Source organism: Shimia sp. R9_1, assembly GCF_017743775.1.
In the GTDB taxonomy this organism is placed as follows: domain Bacteria; phylum Pseudomonadota; class Alphaproteobacteria; order Rhodobacterales; family Rhodobacteraceae; genus Shimia.
On record NZ_JAGHRN010000002.1, the window covers coordinates 280282 to 295836 of the forward strand.

The following is a 15555-nucleotide window of genomic DNA, read 5'->3' on the forward strand; positions in this document are numbered from 1 at the left end:
GCAATGAAACTCTCCGCAGGATACCGATGAAACCGCAACTTCTTAAAAAGCTCCAATATCCAGAGTTCTCAGCCGACAAAGTTAGCACCTTATTCTTTCGGAGCAACGGAAGCCTCGACGCTAAGGAAAATGTCATCAAGCTCTCTTCGGGCCGAGTGCTAACGAGCAATACTATCTTTAACTCTCTCGATTGCTCATTTTTGCGCAACCACACAGGCGTAAAAACGCTTGGGCTTGAGATAGAGGCGCGTGGAAAATTCAAGGTGGAAGTGTTGTCCACTGAAGGTCCAAGGGCAGAACAGGGAAAAATTGTTTTTTCCAAACAAATAGACCTGCCCCAGCTACAAACCCTGGATCTTGGAACTTCTCTTAATCTTTGGGATCTCGATTCCGAAGTTTTTCTACGGGTGACTGCACTAGAGGATAACTCTGCATTTTCCAGCGCGTCTTTTACAACCGCCCAAGAGCCGGTTCGCGAGCAGTTGAAAATTAACTGCGTCATATGCACTTACAATCGTGAGGAGTACATCCAAGACATACTTCGAGCAATCGAAGACAACCCTGAAATTTTCAATAGTCATTATCACTTTACGATTGTTGACAACGGACAAAACCTGAAATTTGAAAACTCGGATTTAGTCACGATCATTCCAAACAAAAACACAGGAGGCTCCGGCGGCTTCACACGAGGAATGCTCGAAACATCCAAAGGTGATTTCACCCATATGGTTTTGATGGACGATGACATCAAGTTTCAAGTTTCGATGTTCCGGGATTTGGTGTCATATCTGCGATACACCAACGAAAAAACGGTACTCGGCTCCGGCATGGTTCGTCTAGATGACGACATGCGATTTTTGCACGAACGCGGGGCTTCTTTACAAGAAGGGTTCTTGGCGCTGAGTCGAACAAAAAGTCGCAACCGTGATGGTCATGCTTACGACGCCGCGTTTCTTAAAGATACTGCGACACATGCTCCTTGGTGGTGGGCATGCTTCCCTATTGAAGCCTTGGAGGACGTCGGATTTTCATACCCGTTTTTTATCAAACTGGACGACGCAGAATATTCATTTCGACTGCGCCGCAAAGGCTACTCTGTCGTTTTTCCTGGAGGCTTTTATATTTGGCACAGCCCAATGGAAGAAAAATACTCCGCCAAAATCGGGTATTACGGCCATCGCAACAGTTGGATCTTTTCGACATTAAACGGCCATGAATACAATGTTAATCAATTCTGCAAGGACTATCTTCGCGCAGTAGCGTCATTCATTGCGGATGCGAAATATGAACACGCTGACGTTCTGCACAAAGCTCTGACAGACTTTTTGAAAGGCCCAGATTTCATTGCAAGCAATGCAATAGCAATCAACGCTGAACTTGGTACGCTTGTGCAAAATGAAGCGTTTAAAAAGGTAGATATCTCAAATTTGGAAGAGGCCCAAATTAGCAATTCCAAACTGGCGCGAGCCGTGAGACGGCTAACTCTCAATGGATTCTTGGCCAATGGCCGGGGTGAGGCCTTCGTCGACTTGCTCAAGAAGCAACCCAAGACATGCAAGTTTTTGAAACGTCGCCTCACTTACTACAATCCGATTTTTGGAGTCGGATATACCGTAGAGAGGTCTCTTACCAAAACGATATCAAAGTCTATTAGGGCACTTTGGGATCTCATAAGGATTAAGCGATCTCTTTCCAGTGCCCTTACATCCTTTGAAACAACAAAGGATCACTATGTGAGTGCAGAGTATTGGGAACGCTTACTTGCCGACGACAAATGAGAGGGAAATACCAACGTGCTTAAGCTGATTTACCCCGCCGACGCTCCACCACAGAGAACAAACCTACTAATGACTGGGTAAGTGTTCTTTTTCTGGGTTTTGGGAGACCACGCCATTCGTGGAACTTTCGTTGAGATCCATAGTCCAAGAGAAGCAGGGCAATTTGAGTGGAACAATCGGATCTTTGGTTCGCGGTTAGTCCTTGGGTCATTCGCACTCAGGTTTCAAAGGCCAACTGATGATAGGACACCGAACGAGCGGGCACGTCTGATTGAAGCGCCCCTACATTCTTTGATCACGGATCACGCTTCTCACAGTCTATAGAAAATCTTGGTGCCCAGAAACCAATTCGAGAGATTGCCGTTGAAAGTTCAACCCATTCAATGGAAAAGTCTTTCGTTTATGTTTGCTGTGCTCGTGTATGAAGACGACAGGCAAGGGAGAGAAAACGGATCTTAGGACCTGAATCAAAAACCGAAAGAACAAACTGATCTCCGCGTCCTGTCATTTGGGTAAACCTAGGCAACCCTCCCAAAATTCTGCAGCCGTCATTTCAGCAAAGGCATTTGCGTACGATTTTCGGATGCTCCTATACCTTAATAAAAACTTCAGGGAAGTTATCAGTAGACCCAAGGAAGTTCTCCAGAACCTCTTTTTCGAATGTGAAAGCGCCATATGAGCGGCGCCATCATGGGTAGCATAGGTAATATTCCCTGCTCCAAGCAGGTTTGACAAACGACCCCGTTCAGAAAGGCTCAGCTGCAGATGGGGAGCCATCTTATTCCAGAGCGGGAGCATGTGCCCATTTAATGTTGCTGCTCCAATGGCTCGCCAAAAGAACTGCGCACGTTTTTTGGGTTTCGGTGCTGAACATGCGCTGTTCACCGGAGTGTTCTGCCATCTTTCAGAGGCAGCTAGCGAACTGATCAGCGCGCGACGTGATGACATATCGAGGTTGGCGACAAAAAAATCTGGGCCTTTCATTACGTCCCTCCATGCAAGAAGTTGCATATCGGCGGCAGCATATTGGAGACGAAGCATCGAGCGGAGTATTGGACGAACAGCCATCCAGATCATACTCAGAGCCGACTTTTGTATTCTTGGAAGAGACATGTGCGTCACCAGCGGATGGCGCATGTCAAGATAGAGTGTAAAAGCACTTTCTTTTTGCGCGAAGTCTTCTTGAAGTGAGGCAACCCCGGACAAAGTCTGAACTTCAAACGGATTAGAGAGTGAGAAATTTACGTCGTCTCCACGAACAAAGAAAGGAAATGGGTAGTGTTTAACAACGCTAATAGGGAAAGCAAAAAACCACCAAGCGCCATAAATTTCCTGGTCTTTCCGGGGCAGAGACAGCGCCAACATCTGTTGCAATTCGCCTGATTTGCGCAAGTCCACACCGTTGTGCAACGGCGAGCACGTTCCATCAAACGTGGCTCCATTTTCCCACATCTTCCATGGGTGTGCTGTATCAATCATAGCCCCCGCCACAGCAGTGTGTTCGGAGATCGCATAGGCTAACAACATATACGCTCTAGCGATACTTTCAGGATGGCAGCTTGCATCGTCATCCATAAACAAGCAATGGCTCGCATCTACGTTTCGTGCCTCGATCAGATTGCGAGCAAAACCACCAGCACCGCCATAATTGGGGTTGGAGAAAATCCTCAAATTTTCTGCGCAAACTGAATGTAGACTATTCCCATTGTCCACAACCTGTAGGGACAAATGCCTGCCAAATTCCCAGTTTCTTATGAAGTTTTCCAAGCGCTCTATCGTGGATGTGACAGCTTGCTCTCGCAAGAACGTGGTAATCGCAAGGGCCATCTGTGGCCACCTTAGCGGAGGAGTACTTGTTTGGTAGGAAAGTTGGCGTATCTCCGCATTCTCGGACAGAGCTTTGAATTCTGCGTAAATCACACCGCCTTTCACGCATGAGCTAGGAAGATTGAATTCAATTTGGATTTCTCTGTCCTTAGAAAAATCTCCAGAAAAATCAGCGATAACCAGTGGCACAGATTGATGGCTCGCTGCGAGCTTGAATTGAACGACAAACTGTCCCTGGCCAACGAGTCTAGCCGAAAAATTGTGTAAGTCACAAACATGCTGCCATCGCGCTAAGTCAAATAGATTGAAGTAGCTGTCAAAAGCGATGGACGCATCTTTTGGGACCGCATACGCATTAAATGTCGCGTCTGTTTTATCGCCAGAAACGTGTCTGAAATATAGTTGCTCGTTGAAGCCAAGTTCTGGATCCGGAAATACTAGGTTTTGCAGTGAAAACATCGGTGAATTGGCTCAGTCATTATACTTTTATCTTTCGAAATCTGTTTCCGGTGTTCCGAGGTTGATCATTTCGCGTGCGAGTTCTCTTGGGCCTGATCTCCCGGATATCATTGCCCTCTACCGCATTATCGGAGGCTTGATTTCCCCTTACGTGTACGCCCTTGGGAACTGAGATCGCAACCTATGAAATCGTTACCCATGGAATTCAAGTCACTGAATTTTACCTGCTTCGAGGTTCGGTTGCGCAACTAAAGGCATTCAGATACTCCTCTCGATAAAGAACGAGCAGGAGGCCTACAAATGTCAGGCAAATATCTAATGGTGGGTGCAGGACTTTCTGGTGCTGTAATTGGCAGATGTTTGGCTGAAGCGGGTCACGCAGTCGATGTCGTCGACTCCCGCGACCACATCGGCGGAAATTGCCATACCAAACGCGACGAAAAAACAGATGTCATGGTCCACATTTATGGACCTCATATTTTTCATACAGACGATGAAGAAGTTTGGGACTATGTGAACAGATTTGAGCGGTTCATGCCCTATAAAAACCGGGTCAAGACGACTTCCAAGAATGCGTCGGGTGAACGCGGCGTTTTCTCGCTTCCAATCAATCTTCACACTATCAACCAGTTCTTCGGAAAAACTCTGAACCCAGAAGAAGCGGCGACCTTCATCGCTGAAGAACAGGCTGATTTGTCCATTGAAAAACCCGAAACTTTTGAAGAGCAAGCGCTACGCTTTGTGGGTAAGGATCTCTATGAAGCATTCTTCAAGGGCTATACCATTAAGCAATGGGGGATGGCCCCTAGCGAATTGCCTGCCTCGATCTTGAAACGTCTTCCTGTACGTTTCAACTACGATGACAATTACTTCTTTCACAAGTATCAGGGCATGCCAGAAAATGGCTATACTTCAATGATTGAAAAAATCCTTGATCACGAGAACATTAACGTCAAGCTCTCTACAACTTTCACTCGAGAGATGTCGGTACACTATGACCATGTATTTTACTCGGGTCCGCTCGATGGCTATTTCGAGTATGAACTAGGACGACTAGGGTATCGTACTCTGGATTTTGAGCGGTTTACCTTTGAAGGAGACTTTCAAGGGTGCGCGGTTATGAACTATGGTGAGGAGGAGGTGCCATATACCCGCATCACCGAACACAAACATTTCTCTCCTTGGGAGAGCCATGCAGGCTCTGTTTGTTATCGAGAGTACTCCCGCGCCGCAGAACCTGCCGATATCCCCTATTATCCCATTCGGCAGGTAAAAGAAAAAGAGCTGCTCAATGCCTATGTCTCACTTGCTGAGACGACTTCGGGCGTGACCTTTGTTGGGCGGCTGGGAACCTATCGATATCTCGACATGGACGTAACTATACGTGAAGCTCTGGACACGGCGAAGTCATTTATGTCGCTTCAAAATTCTGGACAAGCTGCTAAACCTTTTTTTGTGTCAGTGATTTAAGTAGAACTGGGATGCCTTTCGCTGCGCAAAATGGATAAGAATAAATTGGAATTTAAAGCTAAGAACAATGAAAAGACTATTGGCGCGCTACCTTAGGAAGGCTGGAAGAGTTGCTTGTTCGGACATGCGTGAGGAACTCATTGCCAAGCAAACTGAACTAAGAGTTCAGACAGAACGATTGGTTCTAGATCAGTCAAAAGCGTTGGAGCAGATCACTCAAAAGCTTGATGCTGCTATGGCCCCTATAGACCAACACGCTGAAAAATGGATTGGCGCGGATACTGATATGGCGCAACATCTAGACCAGGTATCCTGCAAGGTTGCCGCGCTAGAAAAAGAAGTTAAAGAGGCGATCACGCTGCTCAAAGAGCAGCAAACGACAAGACTAAGTTCTATCGCCCAACAAGAAAAAATAGCGCAGCAAACAGGTGGCCTTCTTTCTTCTTGGAGAGATGTTCAAGCCAAGAAAGCTGACCTACGCCATGTCCTTCAAGGACAGGCCACTCAGCAGACAGCTGAGTATATTCGTGAAGCCATGTCTCACGTTCAATCGGTTGATCACAAATTTAAAGTGATCGATATTGCACTGGACCATTCGAAGTTAACTGGCGGTTTGGCGCTTGAGTTTGGTGTTTTGACCGGACGAACGATTAACTACATCGCAGAAAAGCGTCCCAACTGGACGGTGGATGGCTTTGATTCTTTCGAGGGTTTGCCTGAAGCGTGGCGGGACGGATATGCGGCGGGTCATTTCAGACAAGATCAGTTGCCCGAGGTGGCCGAAAATGTCCATCTACATAAAGGCTGGTTCGACGACAGTCTGCCAAAGTATCTTGCGGAAGATCAGAGAGCTAAAAAGCCGGTTACCTTCCTACATGTGGATTGCGATCTCTATAGCTCCACAAAAACGATTTTCCGCGAACTAAAAGATCAATTGATTGTGGGCAGTGTCATCGTTTTTGACGAGTACTTTAACTATGATGGCTGGAAAGTTGGAGAGTTCCAGGCGTTTCAAGAATTCTTGAGTGAGACAAACCTTGGATATGAATATTTAACTTACAACAGGAAGCATGAACAGGTTGCTGTAATTCTGACATGAGATACTCCCCAAAGAGACAGCATGCATTAGCAAGCTTGATTTAGGTTTTGATCTTCTGAGCTGTCTCGATAACTTCGTTGCCCATCTGAAGTTCCTTTCTCGACCTATGTTCACCAAAACGTCGATGGTTTGGTGGGAGAGAGGTTCATCCCATTGGGTCATCACAGACCAAGATTGTTAGCAAAGAGATCTGGAAGGAAAATTTTCTGACCAACTTGACCTGGCAGACGCCGCCAAAAAACCAGCCAACTGCCAGTTCACAGCTGAACCTCAACATACTCGACGAACTACCTCAGTATTTCTTGATGTACCTTGATAGCCTCTTCAAGATCATCAAAATACTCCCCATGTCCATTGTCCAAAACGACCCCTGCATTGCAAAACTGCCGGATTTCCCCCATGGAATGATTAACCATGATGGCTGACGAAGTTTTCATACGTTCGATAAAAACTCTCTGGCTTTTTCGTTTGAACGCTTGATCTCCAACTGCAGTAACCTCATCCACCAGGTAGGTATCAAACTTAATTCCCATGGATGCTCCGAAGGTTAATCGCGACCTCATACCGCTGGAGTATGTACGCATCGGCATAAAGTATGAATTGCCAAGCTCTGCAAAACTCCCAACAAAGTCTACCAAATCGTCGGTGTCTACTCCGTAGATACGGGCAATAAATCGAACGTTCTCCGCTCCCGTTAAATCCCCGTGAAACGAAGCAGCAAGTCCGACCGGCCAAGAAATAGTCCCGTCGCTTAAAACCCTTCCGCTATCCGCGTGTAAGGTCCCTGCTATTATTTCAAGGAGTGTGGACTTCCCCGCACCATTTCTACCAAGCAGAGCCAGAGACTTTCCCGATGGTATCGTCAGCGACAAATTGTCGATAACAGTCTTTTGCTCACCCTTGATCCAAAAGCTCTTGCTCAAGTTTTCTAGTCGGATCATTTCGAACCTTAACGTCTATCTCGCACCGAATAGTAAACCAGTACTATGATCGACCAGCCCATTAGCAAAACGATCCCGGCAATCGCAGACACGATCCATCGGTTGGGGTATTCAGAGCTCTCTGCTTTCGTTGGGTTGATGTAGGTCGCGAGATAACGGCTTTGTCGAGCGGCTTCGTCACGTGCAAGTTCAAACGATGTCTGCGCAACGCGATACATCTCTTCGGCGAATACTCGGTCGACACTTAGTCGTTCATACTCCGAGATTAGAGCAGGATATGATTCGCCACCATTCCCGGTCTCTGCTATCTCTTCGGCAATGAAGCTGGTTCGCTCTTGGTCAATCCTTGTCCGGATAACGCCAATCAATCTCTCGGCATTCCTCAATCTTGGATCGTTGACACCCACTGATCCGCTCAACAAATCGAACTCAACCAACGCCTCTGCCAGCTGCTGTTGCAGATTATTCATGACCCCCATTCGGCCTTGAATGTCGGCTTCTGGATCAACGATACGTGTTCTAGTTCGGAACTGTACCATTGCTTCACGCGCGGCCTTCAGCTGTTCTAAAGCCTCATCCAAATCGGTACGCGCATAGCGCATAGCATCATCTCTAGCTTGCTCGTTGAGAGAATTCACTCTCATTTGCGAGTTTGCCACAATCGCTTTAGATATCGCTTGCGCCGTTTCCGGATCAAACGCGGTCACTTGTACCTCAATCAGTCCGGTGCTGCTGTCATAGGAAACGCTTACAATACGCTGCCAAAACCAGGTAAGGTCTTCGATCGTAGCGCTCGGCCAAATCGCAAATACCCAATCTCTAGGCCATTCTCGGGAATAGTGCCCAAGTATATCGAGCTCCCGATCAACCGCTTCAACCATTTCTTGGCTATGAATGTACTCATACAAGATGGCAGTGTCCGAAGCAGTTGCACCTCCGGCGCCGGTGAACTGTGCCAGTCCTCCTAAAAGGTCTGTTGCGCTAGCACCATCCTGGCTACGAACAGTAAAACCAGCCTTCGAAATATACTGGTCACCTGCGACAATCATCAAATACAAGATCACAGCTGCAAGCGGAGTTATCACTGACAGCACAAAACTCGCCAGCACCCCCCAATGGCGGCTTTTCATCCGAGCCGGCCGCGCCAGAGGAGCAATTTGGGGTTTAGCTAATTTCTTATTTAGCTCCTTTACCTTGTCCTCTGCAGCCTTAGCCTTTTTGCGTAATTCGGCAATTTCGGCGTTTTGCGAAGGATTCTGAGGTGCTGATACCGATACTGTTGACGCTTTTTTTTCTGCTTCTGCAGTTTCACTAGCCTTAGGCTTAGCCGCATCCTCGTTCGGTTTGATCGGAGTTACATTATCTGTCAAAGCTAAGTCGCTCTATTGGTTACCATTCGGAGACATAACAAAGGTCACATCTTCAAGGAAATCTTTTGTCTGCCAACAGGGTTAAATTTGCCTCGTGAGGGTCAATTGCAATCCACGGCCCTATCGCCCATAATATACTGCGCGCTACGCTAGCCACAACGGATTTACGACTTTCTCCATGGTTGAAACACCTGATTCCCACAAAGTGGCGTTAACTGCTAGGCCTGTTAGGAGTGCTTATCGCAATTTCGCGACCATTCGAACCATCCTTGCGCTTATTCTACGGGAAATGTCTACACGATATGGCCGCACACCTGGCGGGTATCTCTGGACTGTACTTGAGCCACTCGCAGCTGTACTTTTCCTGAGCCTTGGGTTCTCATTGATATTCGCCTCCCCGCCGCTTGGAACAAGCTTTTTTTTGTTCTACGCGACCGGTTACATGCCCTTTGAACTCTATATAACACTGTCGAGAGCATGCAGGCACGCTATCGATTTTTCCAGACCCCTACTGCGCTATCCCGCTGTAACTTGGGTAGACGCGATACTCGCCCGTTTCTTTTTGAACGGCCTTACAGGGGCTTTCAATACAGTCCTGCTGATGACAGGGATAATGCTCCTGGACCGAACACAAGCTACCGCCTATCCACCTTTGATAGGCATAGCCATACTGCTGTCCCTATTGCTGGGCTTAGGTATTGGAGCAATAAACCAAGTGATAACTGCATTCTTTCCAATATGGGACATCATATGGAGTGTGATTAACCGGCCACTCTTCATAGCATCTGGAACGTTCTTCCTCTACGACGATATGCCAGAGCTTGCCCAAGATGTGCTTTGGTACAACCCATTGATCCATATTGTTGGCCTAATGCGCAAAGGGTTTTACCCAACTTACTCAGCTGACTACGCGAGCATCACATACGTGCTACTGGTATCAATGACCTTGATAACATTTGGGTTTTTAATGCTGAACAGGTACAATCGCGAGATCGTCAACCGCTAAAGGTGTGATCGGTCAACTTTGTGGCTTGTCTAACTATCAGGTTTGGCAATTTTTCTGATCTCAGCGAAGGTTGCATGCCTGCGCTTTCCGATTGCATCAATGATTGAATGCTTAAGAAGCCGTAGGAATGTCGATTTTTCCTCACCATAGTGCCTAGATTTGGCGATCCACTTCGGCAATACCACCAGTAATGCCGGCCAAAACAGCACGCCTGCAGCCAATCGATACATGATCAGCAGATTTCTGTGATAGTAATAGACTTTCCACAATGGTGACAGGCGTCCGCGTTGGACAACTTTGCCTTGGGATTGCGCCGCCTGATCACTGAAGCTGGTCAGATCATGCTCAAAACGAACAGAGGGCTCAAACCCTATACGCCCACCAGACTTACTTAAGCCAAGCGTATAAATACCGTCATCTCCGTAGATGAACAACGCCGGATCTGGGTACCCGATCCGCCTAACCATTTCTGCAGAAACGAAAAAGCCAACAAAAGAAGTGACGTCAATCTGGAACCCCTCTCCGTCGTAAGCGCTTGGGGGAATATGAAAGCCGGAACGACCACCGCCCGCGAGCGTGCGCAGAAACTCTTTCCAATGCCAAAATGGATTGCGAGAGGGCCGGTTCATCTCACAAATTTCGCCACTGGGGAAATAGACCGCAGCCGCCACCGCATCCCACTTGCCATCCGGCAAACCATGAAAGACCGCCAGCGCTCCAGGTTCTGGTCTGCCGTCGTCATCCATTACCACCAACCAGTCAGGTTGATGGGCCTCCATGGCGTGGCGCATACCCATTTCAAACCCGCCAGCACCACCCGTGTTGGTGTCACTCAAAATCAGATCGAGACGATCATCTGTAAGAAATGACAACCAATCACCTGTTCCGTCAGTGGACGCGTTGTCGACAACCACAACCGAAGAAAGCTCCTCCACTGGGCTTTCCAGCAGCCGGTGTAGCGTTTCTTTCAACTTCTCGAGCCGGTTGAACGTTACGACAACAGCGACCAAACGTTTCGGAGCGGAAGTTCTATTCACAGTTTAACCTTCAAAAAATTTGCCTGCGCTTGCTTTGCGCCAGGCACTTCGCAAAAGCTGTTTCGTCTCTTATTGAAGCACAACAGCGTCGGTCTCAACAAAAACGGCCCGCCTTCTCAGGAGCGCCGTTTATTTGTTTCAGGCTCTAAACCACCTTAATAGCGGTAGTGCTCTGGCTTGAACGGGCCTTCGGTGCCGACACCGATGTAGTCTGCCTGCTCTTTGCTGAGCTTGGAGAGCTTCGCGCCCACTTTGGCGAGGTGCAGCGCGGCCACTTTCTCATCCAGATGCTTGGGCAGGATGTAGACTTCGTTTTTGTATTCCTCACCTTTGGTGAAGAGCTCGATCTGCGCCAGCACCTGGTTGGTGAAAGATGCAGACATCACAAAGGATGGGTGGCCGGTGGCGTTGCCGAGGTTCAGCAAACGGCCTTCAGAGAGCAGGATCAAGCGGCTGCCGGATGGCATCTCGATCATGTCGACCTGTTCTTTGATGTTGGTCCACTTGTGGTTCTTCAGGTTGGCCACCTGAATTTCATTGTCGAAGTGGCCGATGTTGCCAACAATCGCCATGTCCTTCATCTCGCGCATGTGCTCGATGCGGATCACGTCTTTGTTGCCGGTGGTGGTGATGAAGATATCCGCAGTCCCCGCTTCGTCTTCCAGCGTGGTCACTTCAAAGCCGTCCATCGCCGCCTGCAGGGCGCAGATCGGGTCTACTTCGGTGACTTTCACACGGGCACCCGCGCCGCGCAGGGAGGCGGCGGAGCCTTTGCCCACATCGCCATAACCACAGACAACCGCCACTTTGCCAGCCATCATGGTGTCGGTGGCGCGGCGGATGCCGTCCACGAGGCTCTCTTTACAGCCGTATTTGTTGTCGAACTTCGACTTGGTGACGGAGTCGTTCACGTTGATCGCCGGGAAAGGCAGCTCGCCGCGCTTCACCAGATCATAGAGACGGTGCACACCGGTGGTGGTTTCCTCAGACACGCCTTGGATCGCGTCGCGGGTCTTGGTGAACCAGCCGGGGCTTGCCGCCATACGCTTGGCGATCTGCTTGTGGATCACTTCCTCTTCTTCAGAGGTTGGCACGCCGAGATCTTCGCCCGCTTCGGCTTTCGCACCCAGCAGCACGTAGAGCGTCGCGTCGCCGCCATCATCGAGGATCATGTTCGGGCCGTCTTCAAACAGGAACGACTTGTCGAGATAGTCCCAGTGCTCCTCAAGGCTCTGGCCTTTGATCGCAAACACCGGAATGCCCGCTTTGGCAATCGCCGCCGCCGCGTGATCCTGAGTGGAGAAGATGTTGCAGCTCGCCCAGCGCACATCCGCACCCAGCGCCACCAGCGTTTCAATCAGAACAGCGGTCTGAATGGTCATGTGCAGCGAGCCAACGATGCGCGCACCGCTCAGTGGCTTCGCTTCGCCGTATTCCTCGCGCAGCGCCATCAGGCCCGGCATTTCGGTTTCGGCAATGTCCAGTTCCTTGCGGCCAAAATCGGCCAGCGAAATGTCTTTTACAGTGTATTCGGTCGCCATGGCGCCCAGCTCCTATGCAGGGTTTCCTTGGCGACCAGATAGCACCCCTATGGGTGTTGCACAACGGCGCAGAGATTTGAGCCTGTCGGCCTGTGTGGCCAGTGCCAATCCGTCGATATTTCAGCGCTTTGCGCGCGGTTGGCACAGGCGATACAGTTTTTCTGCGCCAAACGCGCTAGCCATTTACGCCCGGCGGCTCGGGCATCGGCACGTGCTGGAACCAGTCGGTCCCGGCAGCGACCACACAGGAGACCCCCTGTGCATTCGTCAAAATCACGGTGAATGTTCCGGTTTTTTCGGAGGACCAGACCTCCACAAGTGCCGCCGATTGGGTGTTTGAGGCCGAGCCGTGTAAGCCCCCGGCGGTCCTGACCTCGGAGTATTTGGATTGCAACCGCTCTACCAATGTCTCGCGATCTGCACATCCTTGGGCAAAAGCGGGTGGGGCGGCTGCGGCCATACCAAACAACAGGGCGGATCCTACAAGTCTCTTAAACATAGCGCTCTCCTTTCACGCGCGGCCAATTGCATCAGCAACAGGCGCTGGGGTTGGAGAGAGGGACACGCGGGAGGACGTAGATAAGTTACGTGTCCCCCTCGCTAGTCATGTTGGTGTCATACGCCGGTTTTTCAAAACACGCGTGATCACGTTGTTTTGCGGCAGCATGTGATCCCAACACCTTTTCAGACTGCCCGAAGAATGTGGCGGTTTTGTGGCGCTGCCTGATTTTTAGGCAATGCTCTACCTGCAAAAGTCAGACTCCCCTGACTTTTCCACAAGCTGTTAGACTGTTATAAAGAAAGGGTATTTTAGGAAGAAATTATGATTACCCCCTCTCAGAAGGCCCGGTTGCGGTTTGCGCGGCTGGTGCCCACCGTCCTCATTTTGGCGTCGCTCATCGTGGTCACAAGTGTGTTGCTGACCGTAAGCGGCACCGCTGGCTGAGCACAGCCTAATGCCTGCGTTTCGCGCACGCTTGCCCTGCGCCCTGTGGCTGGCGTAGGTATTTTGCGAACACTTGGGAGCGCAAACACATGGCACGAGCCTGGCAACGGATGCTATCAGGGCGCAGGCTCGATCTGCTTGACCCCACACCTGTGGACATAGAGATCGAAGACATCGCCCATGGCCTCGCCTTTGTCGCGCGCTGGAACGGGCAAACCCATGGGGATTTTGCCTATTCCGTGGCCGAGCATTCCCTGCTGGTCGAAGACATCTATCGCCGCATGTATAAATCCGCGACGCCCAAGACCCGGCTCACCGCGCTTCTGCATGATGCGCCGGAATATGTCATTGGCGATATGATTTCCCCGGTGAAAGCCGCGGTGGGCCCTGGCTACGGCCAGCTTGATGACCGTCTGACCGCCGCCATTCACATCCGCTTTGGATTGCCCGCCGAAACGCCCAAGCGCCTCAAGGCCCAGATCAAGAAAGCCGATAAGATCTCCGCCTGGATGGAAGCGACGCAGATCGCAGGCTTTTCCGTGGCTGAGGCCAACAAACTCTTTGGGGTGCCCGACCCGGACGTGATTGACGGGCTCACCATTGACCTACGCCCACCCGTAGAGGTGCGCACCGATTTTACCCGCCGACACGCCGCATTACTGGCGCAAATTTAAACCTATTTCAGCTTATTTAGTCTCTATTTGGATCTAATTTTATGACACAAATTTCCATTCAACCCGGCACACAAGCCGACCTGCGTCAAACCGCCGATCTGCTCAATGAAATCATCGCAGCGGGCGGCACCACCGCGATCACCAAGACCATGACCAAAGAAGCGCTTGGCGAATGGCTGATGGCCAATCCGGAGGACGCCACCTGGCATGTCGCCCTCGCCGAAAACGGCACGCTCTTGGGCTTTCAATGGATCGGCCCCTATGCCGCCCTGCCCCCGGAAGCCTGCGACATCGGCACTTTTGTCAAAACCGGCCAAACCGGCATGGGCATCGGCTCCAAACTGTTTGACGCCACAAAGACGGCTGCGCGCAAATTGGGCTATGAATGGATCAACGCCGAAATCCGCGCCGACAACGCCGGTGGCCTCGCCTACTATCAAAGCCGCAGCTTTGAAACCTACGCGCGGAAATCCGACGTCGCGCTGGCCGATGGCACCACCGTGGACAAAATCCACAAACGTTACGACCTGACATAACAAACGCGCCAGAGAAGATCTCCGGCGCGTCGTTTCACGTGAAACAGATCTGAGGTGCTGCGCAGGCAAACCTATGCTTCCGCAGCGCCCCCCTTTCCTGCGCTCAATGGCTTAAGACAGCGCCTCAATCACCTGCTGCGCCACGGCGGCAGAGGAGTTCGGGTTCTGACCGGTGATCAGGTGCCCGTCTTTCTGCACATAAGACATCCAGTCTTCACCTTTGGAGTAAATCCCGCCACGGGCGATCAGCGTGTCTTCCAACAGCTGCGGCACAACATTGGTCAGCGCCACGGCGTCTTCTTCGGTGTTGGAAAAACCGGTCACTTTGCGGTCTTTGACGATGTATTCGCCCTCTGCATCCTTTGCGTTCACCAAAACGATCGGGCCGTGACAGACAGAGCCAACCGGCTTTTTAGCTGCAAAGAAGTCTTCGATCAGCTTGATGGAGTCTGCATCCTCAACCAGGTCCCACATTGGGCCGTGGCCACCGGGATAGAAGATCGCGTCAAAATCCTCGGCCGCCACATCTGTCAACTTTGCGGTGCTGTTCAGCGCGGAATTTGCCGCTGCATCCGCCTCAAAACGGTGAGTGTGCTCGGTCTGGAAATCAGGTTCATTGCTCTTTGGGTCGAGCGGCGGCAAGCCCCCTTTGGGCGACGCTAGCGTGACCTCAAAACCTGCATCAACGAACTCATAGTAAGGCGCGGCCAGTTCTTCGAGCCAGAAGCCGGTTTTTGCACCAGTATCGCCGAGTTGGTCATGGGATGTCAGTGCCACGAGGATTTTTTTGGTCATCAGATGTTCCTGCCTATGATGTGAGGCAGCCCGCGCCGCCCCTTCTGAGGAGGCATCTAGGTATCATTGCATAGGT

Annotated in this window: 14 protein-coding genes; 7 read left to right on the forward strand and 7 right to left on the reverse strand. The window is 50.4% G+C overall.

All coding sequences use genetic code 11. From position 1 onward, the window contains the following. Positions 1-26 precede the first annotated feature (26 nt). A complete protein-coding gene (locus J7399_RS07695) occupies positions 27-1778 on the forward strand; it encodes a glycosyltransferase (protein WP_209085082.1) in 1752 nt (583 codons plus the stop codon). Between the two features lie 504 nt (positions 1779-2282). Here the strand turns inward: J7399_RS07695 and J7399_RS07700 are convergent. Continuing rightward, entirely contained in the window at positions 2283-4064 is a 1782-nt protein-coding gene (locus J7399_RS07700) for a glycosyltransferase (RefSeq protein WP_209085084.1), read from the reverse strand. 300 nt (positions 4065-4364) lie between these two features. Here J7399_RS07700 and glf point away from each other — a divergent pair, with 300 nt between their 5' ends. Together glf and J7399_RS07710 are read left to right on the forward strand one after the other, a co-directional pair. Beyond that, positions 4365-5534 (forward strand): UDP-galactopyranose mutase, encoded by a 1170-nt coding sequence (glf, locus tag J7399_RS07705; protein WP_209085086.1) that lies wholly within the window; start codon positions 4365-4367, stop codon positions 5532-5534. Positions 5535-5658: 124 nt separating this feature from the next. After that, positions 5659-6633, forward strand: a complete 975-nt coding sequence (locus J7399_RS07710) for a class I SAM-dependent methyltransferase (protein ID WP_209085087.1) — start codon at positions 5659-5661, stop codon at positions 6631-6633. A gap of 287 nt (positions 6634-6920) precedes the next feature. Here the strand turns inward: J7399_RS07710 and J7399_RS07715 are convergent, their stop codons facing one another. Continuing rightward, positions 6921-7574: an ABC transporter ATP-binding protein gene (locus J7399_RS07715; RefSeq protein WP_209058161.1), complete on the reverse strand. Its 654-nt coding sequence runs from the start codon at positions 7572-7574 to the stop codon at positions 6921-6923. Positions 7575-7582: 8 nt separating this feature from the next. Further along, positions 7583-8944, reverse strand: a complete 1362-nt coding sequence (locus J7399_RS07720) for a sugar transporter (protein ID WP_209058162.1) — start codon at positions 8942-8944, stop codon at positions 7583-7585. 178 nt (positions 8945-9122) lie between these two features. Here J7399_RS07720 and J7399_RS07725 point away from each other — a divergent pair, with 178 nt between their 5' ends. Further along, the gene (locus tag J7399_RS07725) at positions 9123-9950 is read left to right on the forward strand and encodes an ABC transporter permease (RefSeq protein ID WP_209058163.1); all 828 of its coding nucleotides are present in this window, start codon (positions 9123-9125) and stop codon (positions 9948-9950) included. 29 nt (positions 9951-9979) lie between these two features. On the opposite strand, the gene J7399_RS07730 is transcribed toward J7399_RS07725, so the two are convergent. The 3 genes from J7399_RS07730 to J7399_RS07740 form a co-directional block, all read right to left on the reverse strand. Beyond that, on the reverse strand, positions 9980-10987 hold the full coding sequence (locus J7399_RS07730; RefSeq protein WP_209085088.1) for a glycosyltransferase: 1008 nt from the start codon (positions 10985-10987) through the stop codon (positions 9980-9982). Between the two features lie 155 nt (positions 10988-11142). Then, positions 11143-12528, reverse strand: coding sequence for an adenosylhomocysteinase (ahcY, locus tag J7399_RS07735; RefSeq protein ID WP_209085089.1), 1386 nt, complete (start codon positions 12526-12528; stop codon positions 11143-11145). A 175-nt stretch (positions 12529-12703) separates the two neighbouring features. Beyond that, on the reverse strand, positions 12704-13027 hold the full coding sequence (locus J7399_RS07740) for a hypothetical protein (RefSeq protein ID WP_209058171.1): 324 nt from the start codon (positions 13025-13027) through the stop codon (positions 12704-12706). Positions 13028-13351: 324 nt separating this feature from the next. Here J7399_RS07740 and J7399_RS21075 point away from each other — a divergent pair, with 324 nt between their 5' ends. From J7399_RS21075 to J7399_RS07750, 3 genes are all read left to right on the forward strand, one after another. Further along, positions 13352-13474 carry a hypothetical protein gene (locus tag J7399_RS21075; protein ID WP_280637777.1) on the forward strand — a complete coding sequence of 41 codons (123 nt, stop codon included), beginning with the start codon at positions 13352-13354 and terminating at the stop codon, positions 13472-13474. Positions 13475-13563: 89 nt separating this feature from the next. After that, a complete protein-coding gene (locus J7399_RS07745; protein ID WP_209085090.1) occupies positions 13564-14148 on the forward strand; it encodes an HD family hydrolase in 585 nt (194 codons plus the stop codon). Between the two features lie 41 nt (positions 14149-14189). Next, positions 14190-14684, forward strand: a complete 495-nt coding sequence (locus J7399_RS07750; protein WP_209058178.1) for a GNAT family N-acetyltransferase — start codon at positions 14190-14192, stop codon at positions 14682-14684. Positions 14685-14795: 111 nt separating this feature from the next. On the opposite strand, the gene J7399_RS07755 is transcribed toward J7399_RS07750, so the two are convergent. Then, complete coding sequence (locus J7399_RS07755; RefSeq protein WP_209085091.1) at positions 14796-15479, reverse strand: type 1 glutamine amidotransferase domain-containing protein; 684 nt, start codon at positions 15477-15479, stop codon at positions 14796-14798. Positions 15480-15555 lie beyond the last annotated feature (76 nt).

Coding starts and splice junctions, on each gene's coding strand:
- J7399_RS07740 (WP_209058171.1), bottom strand. CDS start 13,027: ATGTTTAAGAGACTTGTAGGATCCGCCCTGTTGTTTGGTATGGCCGCA.
- J7399_RS07695 (WP_209085082.1), top strand. CDS start 27: ATGAAACCGCAACTTCTTAAAAAGCTCCAATATCCAGAGTTCTCAGCC.
- glf (WP_209085086.1), top strand. CDS start 4,365: ATGTCAGGCAAATATCTAATGGTGGGTGCAGGACTTTCTGGTGCTGTA.
- J7399_RS21075 (WP_280637777.1), top strand. CDS start 13,352: ATGATTACCCCCTCTCAGAAGGCCCGGTTGCGGTTTGCGCGGCTGGTG.
- J7399_RS07725 (WP_209058163.1), top strand. CDS start 9,123: ATGGTTGAAACACCTGATTCCCACAAAGTGGCGTTAACTGCTAGGCCT.
- ahcY (WP_209085089.1), bottom strand. CDS start 12,528: ATGGCGACCGAATACACTGTAAAAGACATTTCGCTGGCCGATTTTGGC.
- J7399_RS07710 (WP_209085087.1), top strand. CDS start 5,659: ATGCGTGAGGAACTCATTGCCAAGCAAACTGAACTAAGAGTTCAGACA.
- J7399_RS07755 (WP_209085091.1), bottom strand. CDS start 15,479: ATGACCAAAAAAATCCTCGTGGCACTGACATCCCATGACCAACTCGGC.
- J7399_RS07750 (WP_209058178.1), top strand. CDS start 14,190: ATGACACAAATTTCCATTCAACCCGGCACACAAGCCGACCTGCGTCAA.
- J7399_RS07700 (WP_209085084.1), bottom strand. CDS start 4,064: ATGTTTTCACTGCAAAACCTAGTATTTCCGGATCCAGAACTTGGCTTC.
- J7399_RS07715 (WP_209058161.1), bottom strand. CDS start 7,574: ATGATCCGACTAGAAAACTTGAGCAAGAGCTTTTGGATCAAGGGTGAG.
- J7399_RS07745 (WP_209085090.1), top strand. CDS start 13,564: ATGGCACGAGCCTGGCAACGGATGCTATCAGGGCGCAGGCTCGATCTG.